The sequence below is a fragment of the Bacillus sp. DTU_2020_1000418_1_SI_GHA_SEK_038 genome (assembly GCF_032341175.1).
Lineage (GTDB): Bacteria > Bacillota > Bacilli > Bacillales > Cytobacillaceae > Cytobacillus.
Genome location: NZ_CP135435.1, coordinates 1,604,805 through 1,619,396, shown reverse-complemented (window position 1 = coordinate 1,619,396; position 14,592 = coordinate 1,604,805). Strand labels below are relative to the sequence as shown.

General features: G+C 35.8%; 11 protein-coding genes. 4 read left to right on the top strand and 7 right to left on the bottom strand.

Translation table 11 applies throughout. From position 1 onward, the window contains the following. Positions 1-112: 112 nt before the first annotated feature. Positions 113-595, top strand: coding sequence for a hypothetical protein (locus RRV45_RS08020; protein WP_315668295.1), 483 nt, complete (start codon positions 113-115; stop codon positions 593-595). A 67-nt stretch (positions 596-662) separates the two neighbouring features. Continuing rightward, positions 663-1,904: a peptidase T gene (pepT, locus tag RRV45_RS08015; protein WP_315668294.1), complete on the top strand. Its 1,242-nt coding sequence runs from the start codon at positions 663-665 to the stop codon at positions 1,902-1,904. A gap of 57 nt (positions 1,905-1,961) precedes the next feature. Here the strand turns inward: pepT and RRV45_RS08010 are convergent, their stop codons facing one another. The 4 genes from RRV45_RS08010 to RRV45_RS07995 all read right to left on the bottom strand — a co-directional run bounded on the left by RRV45_RS08010 (position 1,962) and on the right by RRV45_RS07995 (position 6,531). Continuing rightward, positions 1,962-2,909 carry a COX15/CtaA family protein gene (locus tag RRV45_RS08010; RefSeq protein ID WP_315668293.1) on the bottom strand — a complete coding sequence of 316 codons (948 nt, stop codon included), beginning with the start codon at positions 2,907-2,909 and terminating at the stop codon, positions 1,962-1,964. A 383-nt stretch (positions 2,910-3,292) separates the two neighbouring features. Next, positions 3,293-4,474: an NAD(P)/FAD-dependent oxidoreductase gene (locus RRV45_RS08005; RefSeq protein ID WP_315668292.1), complete on the bottom strand. Its 1,182-nt coding sequence runs from the start codon at positions 4,472-4,474 to the stop codon at positions 3,293-3,295. A gap of 40 nt (positions 4,475-4,514) precedes the next feature. Continuing rightward, positions 4,515-4,952, bottom strand: coding sequence for a helical membrane plugin domain-containing protein (locus RRV45_RS08000; protein ID WP_315668291.1), 438 nt, complete (start codon positions 4,950-4,952; stop codon positions 4,515-4,517). Positions 4,953-5,268: 316 nt separating this feature from the next. Continuing rightward, positions 5,269-6,531, bottom strand: a complete 1,263-nt coding sequence (locus RRV45_RS07995; protein WP_315668290.1) for an MFS transporter — start codon at positions 6,529-6,531, stop codon at positions 5,269-5,271. A 246-nt stretch (positions 6,532-6,777) separates the two neighbouring features. On the opposite strand from RRV45_RS07995, the gene RRV45_RS07990 reads away from it, so the two are divergent. Then, positions 6,778-7,605, top strand: coding sequence for an aldo/keto reductase (locus RRV45_RS07990; protein WP_315668289.1), 828 nt, complete (start codon positions 6,778-6,780; stop codon positions 7,603-7,605). A 515-nt stretch (positions 7,606-8,120) separates the two neighbouring features. Then, positions 8,121-9,764 (top strand): PucR family transcriptional regulator, encoded by a 1,644-nt coding sequence (locus tag RRV45_RS07985; protein WP_315668288.1) that lies wholly within the window; start codon positions 8,121-8,123, stop codon positions 9,762-9,764. A 59-nt stretch (positions 9,765-9,823) separates the two neighbouring features. Here RRV45_RS07985 and RRV45_RS07980 read toward each other — a convergent pair whose 3' ends face one another. The 3 genes from RRV45_RS07980 to allW form a co-directional block, all read right to left on the bottom strand. Beyond that, positions 9,824-11,173 (bottom strand): allantoinase, encoded by a 1,350-nt coding sequence (locus RRV45_RS07980; protein ID WP_315668287.1) that lies wholly within the window; start codon positions 11,171-11,173, stop codon positions 9,824-9,826. A gap of 95 nt (positions 11,174-11,268) precedes the next feature. Beyond that, a complete protein-coding gene (gene allB, locus RRV45_RS07975; RefSeq protein WP_315668286.1) occupies positions 11,269-12,624 on the bottom strand; it encodes an allantoinase AllB in 1,356 nt (451 codons plus the stop codon). 82 nt (positions 12,625-12,706) lie between these two features. Beyond that, entirely contained in the window at positions 12,707-14,173 is a 1,467-nt protein-coding gene (allW, locus tag RRV45_RS07970; RefSeq protein WP_315668285.1) for an allantoin permease, read from the bottom strand. Positions 14,174-14,592 lie beyond the last annotated feature (419 nt).

The window sequence follows — 14,592 nt, the reverse complement described above, 5'->3', positions numbered from 1 at the left end:
ACTTTTCATTACTTTCTGAATAATTCTATCGTATTTTATATTATGATGGAAATAGGAAAACATTAATTGGAAGATGTATTCGACCGCTTATTTTTAAATGGGAGGGTTTTTAATGATTGTCAAATGGATTACGGTAAACGTCCTGACTATCTTTATCATTTTATTTTGGAGTTTTATTAATGGATACGATTCTAATTATATATTAATGGGAAAAATCCTGGCACAAGCAGCCTTTATTTTATTTTTGATAAATATCAATATGTATTTCGTTTTTCTCCTTATTCGAAAAAGCAAGGTCCGACAGGTGAAAATAAAATTAGCAAAAATCTCAAAGGAGATGATGAAATATCATATTCCGATTGGTATCACAGCTACACTGCTCATATTTCTTCATTCGGCAATCATGATATACACACATATAGAGGATTTTTGGATATTAAAAACAACTAGTGGCATCCTCTCAATTGGGATATTGCCCTTACTATTGTATAGCGGTTTATTAAGGAGATGGAAAGCTTCCGGAAGAAGAAGAAGATTTCATTATACAATGGCGTTTATTTTTTTCGGAACTGTTCTTATACATATATTTATATAGTGAGTTTAAACAAATAAAATCTAATATGATAAAATGGAAAAAGTACCATATAAAGGAGTTGTTTGTGTTGAAAAGTGAAATGATTAAAAGATTTACTACATATGTGAAAATTGATACTCAATCTAATGAAGCAAATGAAACATGCCCTTCCACACAAGGTCAGCTTACATTGGCGAATTTATTAGTCGAAGAATTAAAGGCAATTGGAATGGAAGAAGTAACGATTGACGAGAATGGGTATGTAATGGCAACTTTACCTGCAAATACAGAAAAGTCAGTTCCAACAATTGGATTTTTGGCTCATCTTGATACGGCAACAGATTTTACCGGTGCAAATGTCAAGCCGCAAATTCACGAGGATTATAATGGAAATGACATTATCTTAAATAAAGATTTGCAAATTGTTCTCTCTCCTAAGGATTTTCCAAGCTTAAACCAATATAAAGGTCATACTTTAATAACTACTGATGGTACCACTCTTCTTGGTGCTGACAATAAGGCCGGAATTGCTGAAATTATGACAGCAATGGAATACCTCATTCAAAATCCAGAAATTAAGCACGGGAAAATAAGAGTGGCTTTTACCCCAGATGAGGAAATTGGCAGAGGGCCTCATAAATTTGATGTGCCAGCCTTCAATGCAAAGTATGCATATACAGTTGACGGAGGGCCTCTTGGGGAACTCGAATATGAAAGCTTCAATGCTGCTTCTGCTAAAATTACAATTAAAGGAAACAATATCCATCCTGGAACCGCTAAAGGTAAAATGGTGAATTCAACAAAAATAGCAATGCAATTCAATTCGAAGCTTCCTGTTAACGAGGCACCTGAATTTACTGAAGGTTATGAGGGTTTCTACCATCTTCTTTCATTTAATGGAGATGTGGAAGAAACAAAGCTAAGCTACATTATACGTGATTTTGACATAGATAAATTCAATGCTAGAAAAGCAAAATTGGAAGCCATTGTTCAGGATCTAAAGCAAAAATATGGACAAGATAATATCCTTCTTGAGATGAAGGATCAATATTATAATATGAGAGAAAAAATCGAACCTGTTAAGGAAATCGTTGATATTGCACACGAAGCTATGGAAATGCTGGATATTGCCCCAATTGTAAAACCAATCCGCGGCGGCACAGACGGTTCTCAGCTTTCCTATATGGGACTGCCAACTCCGAATATTTTCACAGGCGGCGAAAACTATCACGGCAAATTCGAGTATATTTCTGTTGATAATATGGAAAAAGCGGTAAATACGATTGTAAATATTATTAGGCTATTTGAGGAAAAGGGAGACAATTTGTAGAAAATATAATGAAGCTGCTAACCGAATGGTTTTTGCAGCTTCATTTTATTTATTAGTTTATAGGTTTTCATATTGACTGTTCCTTTTCTTACTGGCCATTTCTGAAAGACTTGTTACTTCAATCTGAGGCCCTAAACAAACTCGTGCTTCAAATACAAAAGCAAACAATGCTGTGCCAATAGCCAAATGAAGAACCGCCAACGGGACTTCAAGATAACTGATTACTGTAAATACACCAATAACTAATTGAAGTAAAACAGTTAGTAAAATAATGATTAAGCGTTTTTGAAGTGACGCTCCCCAGTTTTTTGAAAATGCCAAAAATAAAAGTATGAAAATATAGATTGTCGACATCACTGCAAGAACTCTATGAATAGTTTGCAGAAGCTCTGGAACTGAATTCGGGCCAATTGATTCCACACATGCAAACCAACCGCAAGCTAATCCGTAAGATTCATGTTTTATATAGGCCCCAATTGCTAATATTAAAATAAGTAGAATCAGCAAAAAGTTTAAATGCTTACCAGCTGATTTTTGCTTCTTTTCACTTAATGAGCCCGAATAAAATAGTCGTGGACTACTTTCCTCGTCATACGCATTCTTCCAAATGTATATGAGTGCAGAAAGAAATACCATTGCAATCAATAGATGTGCTGTGACAACGATCGAAGGTAAATCTAGGACGACTACAACGGCTCCAAGAAGAATTTGGACAATCAACAATAAGATTATCCACCATGCTGCTGCACGGACTTTTGACTCCCTATTTGTGCTAAGTATTTTAATAAATAAGTATACAGCCAGTATGGCGAGAATGGCACCAATCACTCTATGGGCGAATTCAATTAACGTTTCCCCTTCCAAGATTGGAACAACTTCTCCGTTGCATAATGGCCACTCCGGTCCACATCCCATTCCTGATTCTGATGATGCCACATAGCCTCCAAATACTATTAATCCATATGTAAGAAGAATTATTAAAAAGGCTAACCGAGTTATTTTCAAATTCAATCACCCCAACTCAATTATTTATTCTGAATATTACATTAATTTATCAAACATTGATTAAACTTTCGGTGATATGCATCACAAACAATCTTCGAAAGGTAAATTATTTGAATATTCATGATTCAAATCACATACAAAATCGTTTTTGACGTGTAAATTAGTTCAAAAAGGAAGGAGATTGTAATGAATTATACAAACTCTAACAGAGAGACTATTTATCTAGGATCCGAAATACTCATGAAAGCATTAATACTGAAGAGGAGAATGTATACCCGATTGTTCCACCCGGAGGAAATAACTCAGAGACCATTATCAAATAGATAAAGAAAGACGAAAAAAATCAGCAGGCATATCAAAATGCCTGCTGTTTTTTTTATGACTTAGTATGCTAATGTATATAAAGCTTTGATATGTGAATAATAGCGAACATTACTTGCTTCCTTCATGATAGAAGCAGGTAGTCCTTTAAGTGAAGTTTCGTTTGCACCGATTGTTGCAACAGCATCTTTACGGCCAAGGCTTGCAAGAGTTCCTGAATTTACAGGTGCAAAAGATTCAAATGTCTTGTCTTTAAGAAGTGCGAATAAATTATAACCAACAAGCTCTCCCATTTGCCATGCATTTTGTGCGGTTGGTGCATATGGACGGCCGCCTTCAGCCGGGAAGGCAACTGCACTGTCTCCAACAACAAATACATCAGGGTGAGAAGAAGATTGAAGATATTCATTAACGGTTGCACGACCGCGATCACATGCAAGTCCAGACTGTTCAACAATTGGAAGTGCTTGAATGCCGCCTGTCCAAACAAATGTGTTTGCAATAATTTTTGAACCGTCTTTAAGATCGATTTCATTGCCATTTACATTTGTTACAGGAAGACCTGTCAAGAATTCTACACCACGTGCTTCAAGGCTAGCTGTTGCACGTTCGATTAAATGGTCTGGCAGAACTGGAAGAATTTTTGGACCAGCTTCAACAAGCTTGATTTTCAATTCTTTCGGATCTACCCCATATTTTTTTGCGATTTTAGGCATATTATCAACGATTTCACCTACTAGTTCAACACCAGTTAAACCACCGCCGCCAATAACAATCGTAGCATCTGCTTCATTTTTAGATTTACTGTATTCTTCAATCTTGCCAACAATATGATTGTAAATGTTATTAGCATCATCAACTGATTTTAGTACCATGCTGTTTTCCTCTAGTCCAGGAATACCGAAGTAACCAGTTTTACTTCCTAGAGCAACAACGAGTGTGTCATATTTCAAAGTTGAACCATCATCAAGCTTAACTGCTTTTTCATCAGCTGAGAAAGATTCAACCTTAGCAATTTTCAAGTTAATATCTTTACCTTTGAAAAGCTTTTCTAAAGGCATAGAAATAGCTTTTTCTGCAATAGTTCCACCTGCAAGGCGGTGCAGTTCAGTAATAATTTGGTGTGTCGGGTATTGATTCACAACAGTAACATAGGCTTCATCACTATTTAAATATTTGCGAACAGTTAAAGCTGAAAGAACTCCGCCATAGCCTGCTCCTAAGATCACAATATGTTTTGACATGTATTATCCCGTCCTTACTAGTTGTATTAAAGAAACTATCCTATTTTTGTGCTTCCTTCTCTGATGTAATTTGAAGGTAAGCGTTTACGAAACGGAAAAGCTTTTGAGCTTGAGGATCTTTTAACATTTTTAAAACGCCAAATAACCCAATAACTTCATGGCTTTCTTCCGCACGGTCTTTTGCTTCAATAGCAGTAGCTGCAATATTTTTAACAGAATCCTTAATAGGTCCTGCCATTTCAGTAATTGCACCAATCATATCATTCTTTAATACTTCATCAGTTGTCACAGATTGTGCAAAGTCATAAGACTTATTTAAGATGTTGACAAGCTCAGTAAGCTTAGGAAGCTGCTCTACTAATGTTGTCAAGGATTCCTGTACCTCAGGTTTTAAAAGCTGATCAAGTACATCAAGCTTGTCTTGATTATATGACACAAGTTCTTGTTCAGGCTTTTGTTGAGTAAGCGTTGCAGTCATGTCCTCTTTCCCCTTTACAATTTAAAAAATTTTAACAATAAACTGAAGGAAAATTCCATTTTGTGTGATATTTCACAATACAAAGCATCAAAGCATATTTACGTTATAATAATCACTAAAAAGCTAATTAATAATTTCATATCCCTCAGTCATCCCAAAAACTACTATACGCCTAAATTTATATAATTTCAATTGGATTTTTATATATTCATAGCTTAAATGTTATTTACAGGTGGAATATGAAAAAGTAAAAAGGCTGCATTCCTCAAAATGGAATACCAGCCCCTTTCATTAAGCTTTATCTTACGAATTACACCTAGTGCTCTGAATTAAACTTTGCTTGATTTGGTACACGCAGTAAAAGGATTCCACCAATAATAAATAAGATGATTAAACTGAAAACACCACTGTTTGTATTCCCAGTAATATGTGCAGTAGCACCTACTAAAGTTGGTCCCGCAATGGCTGCAACCTTGCCAAAAATATTATAAAAGCCAAAGAATTCATTTGATGACTCCTTAGGAATGAGCTTGGCAAAATACGCACGGCTAAGCGCCTGTATTCCCCCCTGTACAGTGGCTACAAGCATCGCAAGTATCCAAAAATCGATGGCAGTTTTCAGGAAATAGGCATAAATGCAAATACAAATATAAACAAATATGGCGACAATAATCATTTTCTTTTCACTAAACTTTTGCCCCATTTTTCCAAACAAAACGGTAAATGGAGCTGCAACTACCTGAACTAGAAACAAAACAATTAATAATGTAGAGGCACCAATACCTAAATCAGACCCATATGCCGTTGACATCGTTAAAATCGTATGGACGCCATCAATATAAAAGAAATAAGCGATTAGGAACAGAAATAATGCACGGTAAGCCTTAATATTTTTCAGTGTTGCAAACAGCTTTTTAAAACTAGTTGTTACAGGATTCGGAACACGATCTACATAATACTTCTGTTCAACATTCTTTAACATTGGGATGGTAAATAGACCCCACCATAGAGCAGTAATGACAAATGCGATTTGGCTAGCTATTCCAACTGATAGTGGGATAATCCCTTGCTGAGACAATAAAATAATAGCAATTGAAATAATAAACGGGATGGTACTCCCAATATATCCTAGAGCAAAGCCATTTGAAGAAATACGATTCATTCGGTCCTCACTCGTTACATCCACTAGGAAAGCGTCATAGAATATATTCGCTCCCGCAAATCCAACAGAGGTCAAAACAAAACATCCTAAAAGAATCAGCCATTGATCATTTGGGACTACCGCTAAAAGTAATGTAAAAATCACACCAAGTGAAGCAAAAAATGTGAAAAACCTTTTCTTGAATCCCCTAAAGTCTGCTATTGTACCAAGTAATGGTGCTAGAATGGATACGATTAATGTGGCAAATGAGTTCGCATAGCCCCAATAAGCTGTAGAGGCTGAAGCAGAAATCCCCGCGTCTGTTGCTGCAGACTTAAAATATAAAGGAAAAATAGCTGTTACGACAACAATAGAATAGGCGGAGTTGGCCCAGTCATAAAAAGCCCAGCTTCGTTCCGGTTTTGTCATCTTCCCCATAACCAAACCTCCTTTTTTAATCATTCGTATTGACCAATAATTCCCTTTTATTACATTGTACACTTTATGGGCAGAATAATAGTATATTATTTTCGTAAATTTTTAATAATCAAATTAGAATTCTGCCATTTTATGAGTAAATATTGGAAAATGGCAAATTTTTATTTTACAATAGTAATGTGATATTTAACGTACATATTGTTAGCTTAATAAGCAGGAGAATTTATTAGACAGGAGAAATGAATAATGAATTTTGTAACATTAAATAACGGCTTGAAAATGCCCCAGCTTGGATTTGGCGTGTGGAAGGTTAAAAATGACGAAGCAACTAAAGCTGTTGTTAAAGCACTGGAAACAGGTTATCGTTCCATTGATACTGCGATGATTTATAAAAACGAAGAAGGAGTCGGAAAAGCCATTAAAAAAGCTGGTATTCCGCGGGAAGAGCTTTTTATTACAACAAAGGTATGGAACAGTGATCAAGGCTTTGACAATACTTTGCGGGCATATGAGGAAAGCTTAAAAAGACTAGGACTTGATTATGTTGATTTATATTTAATCCATTGGCCAGCACCTGAATTTGATCAATATATTGATACATATAAAGCACTTGAAAAGCTTTATCACGATGGACGGGTAAAAGCAATTGGTGTGTGCAACTTCGAAATTGAACATCTTGACCGCTTATTAAAAGAATGTGATATAAAACCTGTATTAAATCAAGTTGAATGTCACCCATATTTTGCTCAGAACGAGTTAAAAGATTTATGCTCCAAACACGATATCTTTGTAGAAGCATGGAGCCCGCTCCATCAAGGCGGTGAAGTGTTGCAGAATGAAACGATTAAAAAAATCGCAGAAAAACACGGGAAAACACCAGCACAGACTGTCCTTCGCTGGCACTTGCAAAATAATACAATCGTTATTCCTAAATCGGTTACTCCATCCCGTATTGAAGAGAATATCAATGTATTTGATTTTGAACTAACAGCCAATGAAATGGATGAAATCAATAGCTTAAACCGCGATGAACGCAAAGGTCCAAAGCCAAGCGAATTCAATATGAGAGACTAACTTAGAAAAGCGGAGGCGCCTTCGGAACAATCGAAGGACAATTGTTCCTGCGATGTATATTCGCAGAAGCTTTCCTTTGTGCTCACCCCCGACAAGCACAAGACGAGCCTCCCGGAAAGGTGTTCTTTACCTTTCTGGGAGGATTGGCTTGTGACCTCGAGGGGGTAGGCGCTGGAGCTAGACAGTTCGCAAACTCGAGAAAATTTATTCTTTCTTATCTAAAAAAGACGGCCAGCTGCCGTCTTTTTTTAACCTATTATAGAGTAACTCGTTTCCAGTTTTACCTCAAGAGTGTCCTAAATATTGAATAATTCAACGACTTCACCTTAAAACTATAATATATGATTTACCATGGTAAATAACATCTTCCACATTATTCCATAAACCCTACAATCACATAAATTTAAGCAACTTCTGTCACTTTTTTTGTTCAATATAGCCAATAAATGTTTTGCATTTTGTTAACATTTAACGTAAAATGACATTTACAAAGCCTAAAAAGAGGGTAATAATACATGAAAATAATGAATGATTTATTTATTTTAGAAGGAATGAAGGAAAGTGTTGTCCTTGCAGGCCACAGAGGACTCACTCGAAATGTCCAATTTGTTAATATTTCTGATACGCCTGATGTAATCCAATTTTTAGATAGAAATCATTTACTCCTTACAACTGGATATGCTTTTAATAACAATATTCAGTTAATGTGTGAACTGATTAAACAAATGCATGAATTAAATTGCTCTGGGATGGTTATCAAAATCAATCGCTTCTTACAAGAATTGCCTACAGAAGTGAAATTGCTCGCAGATGATTTAGCATTTCCAATTATTGATCTTCCTACAAAACATACATTAGGGGAAGTTTCCCGCTATATCTTGAATTACTTAAATGATCATGAAGCTGAACAGCTTTATTATGCCCTTCATGTTCAGAAAGAGTTTTCTGATATGATGATCAAAGGCTATAGCTTAACTGCGCTGATCGAACAATTAGGACATTTCTTATCACGTCCTACCCTCTTATTGAATCATAGAGGAGAAAAAATCGCACATAGTCATGACTTTCGAATGGATTCAATGAAATTAGTCGAACAGGAAATCATCGAAAAAGTAAAAGAAGATTTAGCTGCTGCCCGGGAAGGAAGTACATTTGTTATTCCATCTAAAGAACAGCAATCTATTTCTACCTTTCCTGTCCAAACTAAAAGGCAGCATCCTAGCATGCTCGTCATTATTGATTCTTTAACTTTGCCATATCCATCTTCACAAATGGCAATCGAACAAGCCGGCAACGTCATTTCTTTTACAATAATTAAAGAACAAGCGATCGAAGAAAATTCGAGATTATTAAAAAATAATTTCTTCGATGATTTAATTGAAAAGAGAATTCACTCGGATGAAGAGATTTTAAGCCGTGCCAATTATTATGGCTTAAATGAGGATTTGAATAATATTTGCATTATTTGTACCGTTGATCAAGAAGGACAAAATTATGAAGCTTTGCAATTATATGAAAAAAAGGTCGGGGAATTACACAATACTATATATGACCAGCTTGAGGATGAAATTATTCACAGCAATATGGAAGGAATATTATTTACGAAGGAAAAATACTTTGTAATGATATTGCAATTCGAAAATTTTAGTGATGAAGATTTGTATGTTGTAACTGAATTTATAAAAAATTGTCAAGAAGGCTTACAAGGTGATTATTCTATATCATTCGGCATCAGCAATGCTGTTAATTCAATTAAAGATATTACAACCGCGTATAACGAAGCTGTAGAAGCAATTATGAGCGGGTATGATATGAATAAGCTCGGTTTCATTAATTTTTATAAAACGAAAGAACTTGAAGAATTATTAAATGCCATTCCGAAAAAAGATTTAAAAGCTCTGTACGAAAATACATTAAAATCACTTGCATACCCTAAAACAAAAGAAGATCAAGAGTTAATCAAAACGATTCAAGTTTTTCTTGATTCCCAATGTGAAATCTCGGAGACATCACGGAGATTGTACATTCATAGAAATACGGTTAAATACCGTATAGAAAAAACAGAAGAACTGCTTAATTGTTCTTTACGTGATCCTGTCGATTCACTGCGCATACGTGTCGCATTAATGATCGGAACCATTCTTAAGGAAATTGAGTAATAGCTAGACAACGTAAAAAAACCAAAACCCAGTAAAATTGGGCTTTGGTTTTTTCTTTTTTAGTTAGCAGTTAATTTTTTATTTTCAATGATTTCATTCTTATCGAAGACTACTTCCCCATTTACGATAGTCGTTTTAACTTTTCCTTTAAATGCCATACCAACATATGGTGAGTGCTGGTGACGGTAGAATAAATCTTCCTTCTGCAGTTCAAAGCTTTCATTTAAGTTAACAATGGCTAAGTCGGCATCGTAACCAGCTTCAATCGTGCCTTTATTTGTAAGTCCAAATAGTTTCGCAGGATTTGTAGATGTTAATTCAACGATTTTTTCTAAAGAAAGATTACGTTTGAAATACCCCTCTGTTAACATGATATTCAAAGTTGATTGCGCACCTGAAATTCCGCCCCAGCCTTCGAAATAATTGTCTGTTATCGTTTTCATAGATGCTGGTGCTGGTGAATGGTCAGATGCGATAACATTAATTTCGCCGTTCGCAACAGCCGCCCAAAGATCTTCTACTTCTTCTTCGTCTCTTAATGGTGGACAGCATTTTGCTAATCCGCCTTTTTCTTCCAAGTCTTTTACTGTTAATGCCAGGTAGTGTGGGCAAGTTTCAACCGTAATATCTACGCCTCTTTGTTTTGCTTCCTTGATAACGTCTACTACCTTTCTGCTGCTCGCATGAACAACATGAAGCTTACAGCCAGTAGCTTCCGCATAAGAAATTATTCTTCTAACCGCTTCAATTTCGGATATGATCGGTCTTGATTCTACAAAATCTCTAGCAGAGGTTTTTCCTTGACTTTGCTTTTCCTTAGCTAGCTGATCACAAATTACAGTGCTTTCAGCATGTACAGCAAGTAATGAACCGAAAGAAGCAATTTCTTTCATGCCTTTAAAAATTGTTTCATCATCAACATGGTTGAAATCAGCAATTCCACTTGGTGACATAAATGCTTTAAAACCAATGACACCGTTTTCGTGAAGCTCTTTAAGATCGCTAATATTTTCTGGTACAAGTCCGCCCCAGTAATAAGGATTTACAATTGATTTTTCTTCAGCACAAGCTTTTTTTAAATCTAAATTTGCTTTATTGATGGTAGGAGGTGTGCTGTTTAATGGCATATCGAAAAAAGAGGTTGCCCCACCTGCAGCTAAACTTCTGCTTCCCGTTTCAAGACCTTCCCATTCTGTTCTTCCCGGTTCATTAAAGTGGACATGCGTATCAATTAATCCAGGTAGAATATGTAGTCCTTCTGCGTTGATTTCTTTCTCTGCAGCTGCTTCAATTGATTTACCAACAGATACTTCTTGGATTTTGCCATCTTTGATTGCAATATCACCTTGGACAGTTGAATCTGCAGTTACAATTGTACCGTTTTTGATAATTAAATCATATTTAGTCATATTTTTCCCTCTCCCAAACAATTTGTTTAACCCTTTGCCATTGTCGATCGCCGGCAATAGCAAAGGGTATTTTTATATAGGATTTTATAAAGAAATTATTTAGCTGAAATCAGCTTTCCTACAGGGCTTCCAACAATTCCTTTTTCTAAATCAAAAACAACATTTCCGCGAACGATTGTTTTAGTTACACGGCAATCAATTTTTCTGCCTTCATACGCACTGTGTTTGTTTTTATAATAAAGTTCTTCTCTTTTTACAACATATGATTGATTAGGGTCAACTAAAATAATATCTGCATCTTTTGAAACAGCAATTTCACCTTTATGGGTAATATTAAATCGTTCAGCCGGATTTGTTGCGATTAAATCAACAAACTTAGAAATAGGTAAACCACGTTGTTTTACTGCTAAATCAAACATAAGATCAACGTTATTTTGCGCACCGCTAATACCGCCCCAGGCTTCCCATAGATTTCCTTGTTTTAAGTCCTCAGTACAAGGCGAATGGTCAGAAGTTAGCCAGTCGATATTCCCGTTAAGAAGCTCGTCCCATAATTTTGCTTGATCTTCTGCTTTTCTGATAGGAGGCTGACATTTTGCTCTAGGGCCAATTTCATCCACTTGTTCGGCAGTAAAGGCAAAATAATGAGGGCATGACTCAACCGTTACATCTACACCTTCTGCACGAGCTTTCAATATTGTTTGTATTGCCTCAGAAGTACTAATATGAACAAGATGCAATTTACAACCAGTTTCTTTAGCAAAAAGGATCGCACGCTGAACTGCTTCCACTTCTGTAAAAACAGGGCGTGATTCAGCATATTCTACTCCAGAGTTTTTTCCTTCTCTCGCAAATTCTTTAGAAAGTCCAGATGTTACCGATGGATTTTCCGCGTGTATACATAGCAGCTGATCTAATTCAGCTAACTTTTTCATACCTTTATATAATGTGTAATCATCTACATGTGTGAAATCACCTGGAACATCACTAGTGATGTCAGATAAGAAGCATTTAAAAGCAAGTACACCTTCATCAGCTAATTCCTTTAATTTTTCCAAGTTTTGTGGAACAAGACCGCCATAAAAAGCATAGTCAACATAGTTTTGATTAACTGCTGCTTCAAGTTTTAGATCTAACGCTTCTTTATTGATTGTGGCTGGTAAAGCATTAAGAGGCATTTCTACATAACTTGTTGTTCCGCCCGCTGCTAATGATTTCGAGCCGGTTTCAAAACCTTCCCATTCTGTACGTCCAGGTTCACTAATATGAACATGTGTATCAATCATTCCAGGCATAACATATTGTCCAGTTGCATCAATTACTTCTTTTGCATCAGCGGTAATTTGCTCAGCAATACATGAGATTTTCTCATCTTTGATGCCGATATCAACTTTATAAACCCCATCACGTAATACAACATTTCCGCCTTTAATAACTAAATCATATCCCATTTGAATTTCCCCTTTCAGCTATCATAAAGTTTTTCATACTCTAAAATTTTTTCGACAATCCTTAGTTTTGCCATTTCTTTATTTAACTATTTTCCTCATTTAATTTTGGAGTCTTTTCAAATAAAGTCCCTTTTAAATGCGGTCTTTCAAGCAATGTATAAATAATAAACGCCGAAATGATTCCGACAAACCAGGACATATCGTAAAGCGGTTTCAAAACTGGCACAAAATTCCCAATTAAACAAATGACGCCTGCGATAATTGTCGTTATAATGGCATTTACATTAAAACCATTTTTATAGTTGTACTTGCCCTTTTTCGCATATAACTCGTTCAAATCAATTTCTGATTTTGAGATGACAAAATACTGGGCTAACATGACTCCAGTAACAGGAGCCAATATACCGCCAATAATATTTAAGAAAGTGAAAATACTTGTTGCATTTTCCATCAGCTTCCATGGCATAACGAGTATACCAATGATTGCTGCAATAATTGCACCGGATTTGAAAGTGATTTTTTTTGGAAATAAGGATGCTAATTGGTAACCAGCTGGAACAATATTTCCTGTAACGTTAACAGATAATGTTGTTAAACAAAGTGTAAGAACGGAAATAGCAATAGCAAATGTTCCGTCAAACCGAGCAACTACATCTAGGACATTCCATATCGGAGTTCCAAAAGCGATTTCAGAACCGACAATAATTGCGATACTGGCAACGGCAAATAATAAATATGTCACAACAAGACCGATTGTTTGTCCAAGTGCTTGGTCCTTCGTTGATTTCGCCATCCTTGTGAAATCGGAAACGTTTACAATTGGTGCTGCCCAAGCAGCAATGACTGCTGTCACAGCAGCAATAAAGATAATCGTTTTATTTCCAGTTACTCCTGAGCCAGTATAAGCTAATATTGGTCCAATTCCACCAGCTAAGTTAATGGCCCATATTGCCATTCCACCAAAAACTATGTAAACAAGCGGTGAAAGGATATTTGTAAATTTTCCTAAGAACCCCATTCCTCCAAAAATTAAAGCAACATTAAATAACCAAAAAATCAAAAATGAAAGTAATCCAGGTAATGTTAATCCTAATAGGCTCCAATCTCCACCTAACGTTAAATATGCTGGCCAAAGCTTTCCAATTAAGATTGATAAGGCTTGACTGCCCGCGTAGGTCTGAAATCCAAACCACATAATCGCCGCAATTACTCCCCTTAATATACCAGGAATCATTGAACCTTTTGTTCCATAGGATAGACGCAGTAACATCGCAAATGGCAATCCATACTTTGATCCAGCATGACCATTAAGAACTAGCATTGCTGCTATTATAATGGAGGCAACCATAATGGCTGCAAAAACCTGTCCAACTGACATTCCTAAAGCAAAGAGCCCGCCAATTGCAATATAGTTTGGGATGTTATGGACAGAACCCATCCAGACAGTCGAAAAATTCCCGAAGCTCCAGTTTCTTTCTTCTTCTTTTGTCGGCAAGACGTCTTCACTATATCCGGCTGCCTTTACTTGTTCTCTATTAAAACGATTCAAAAGAATCCCCCCTTGTACAATTCCAAATGCCAAGTACCATTAATTCAAGTTCGTTCTAAACATGCACTTATATTTCGCGTACATGATTTAAAAAATGCAATGAGGTTTATCGAACAAATATCAAAAAGTAATTTTATTAAATCCTCATTTTTCTACTTAGACCGGTCATAATTATTATACAATAGTATTTAGCTAAACTTCTTTAGGTTCATTAAACAAAATGACCATCAAATATTATCGACTATGCATAATTCACTCTATTTTTATATCCATTTTACACAAAAGAGAGTGCAAGTTGCACAATTATAAAACGTAAAATAGTGACATTTATTTAATATTCTTACACAGTTAATAAGGGGGGATGTGTAAGCAGTACGATTAAAATGATATAAAAATAATACCCTGCAGAACATTCTCCG

What these genes read in the sequence shown, in the direction of transcription:
- RRV45_RS08020 (WP_315668295.1), top strand. Translation starts at nt 113, where the DNA reads ATGATTGTCAAATGGATTACGGTAAACGTCCTGACTATCTTTATCATT.
- RRV45_RS08005 (WP_315668292.1), bottom strand. Translation starts at nt 4,474, where the DNA reads ATGTCAAAACATATTGTGATCTTAGGAGCAGGCTATGGCGGAGTTCTT.
- RRV45_RS08000 (WP_315668291.1), bottom strand. Translation starts at nt 4,952, where the DNA reads ATGACTGCAACGCTTACTCAACAAAAGCCTGAACAAGAACTTGTGTCA.
- RRV45_RS07995 (WP_315668290.1), bottom strand. Translation starts at nt 6,531, where the DNA reads ATGGGGAAGATGACAAAACCGGAACGAAGCTGGGCTTTTTATGACTGG.
- RRV45_RS07990 (WP_315668289.1), top strand. Translation starts at nt 6,778, where the DNA reads ATGAATTTTGTAACATTAAATAACGGCTTGAAAATGCCCCAGCTTGGA.
- RRV45_RS07985 (WP_315668288.1), top strand. Translation starts at nt 8,121, where the DNA reads ATGAAAATAATGAATGATTTATTTATTTTAGAAGGAATGAAGGAAAGT.
- RRV45_RS07980 (WP_315668287.1), bottom strand. Translation starts at nt 11,173, where the DNA reads ATGACTAAATATGATTTAATTATCAAAAACGGTACAATTGTAACTGCA.
- allB (WP_315668286.1), bottom strand. Translation starts at nt 12,624, where the DNA reads ATGGGATATGATTTAGTTATTAAAGGCGGAAATGTTGTATTACGTGAT.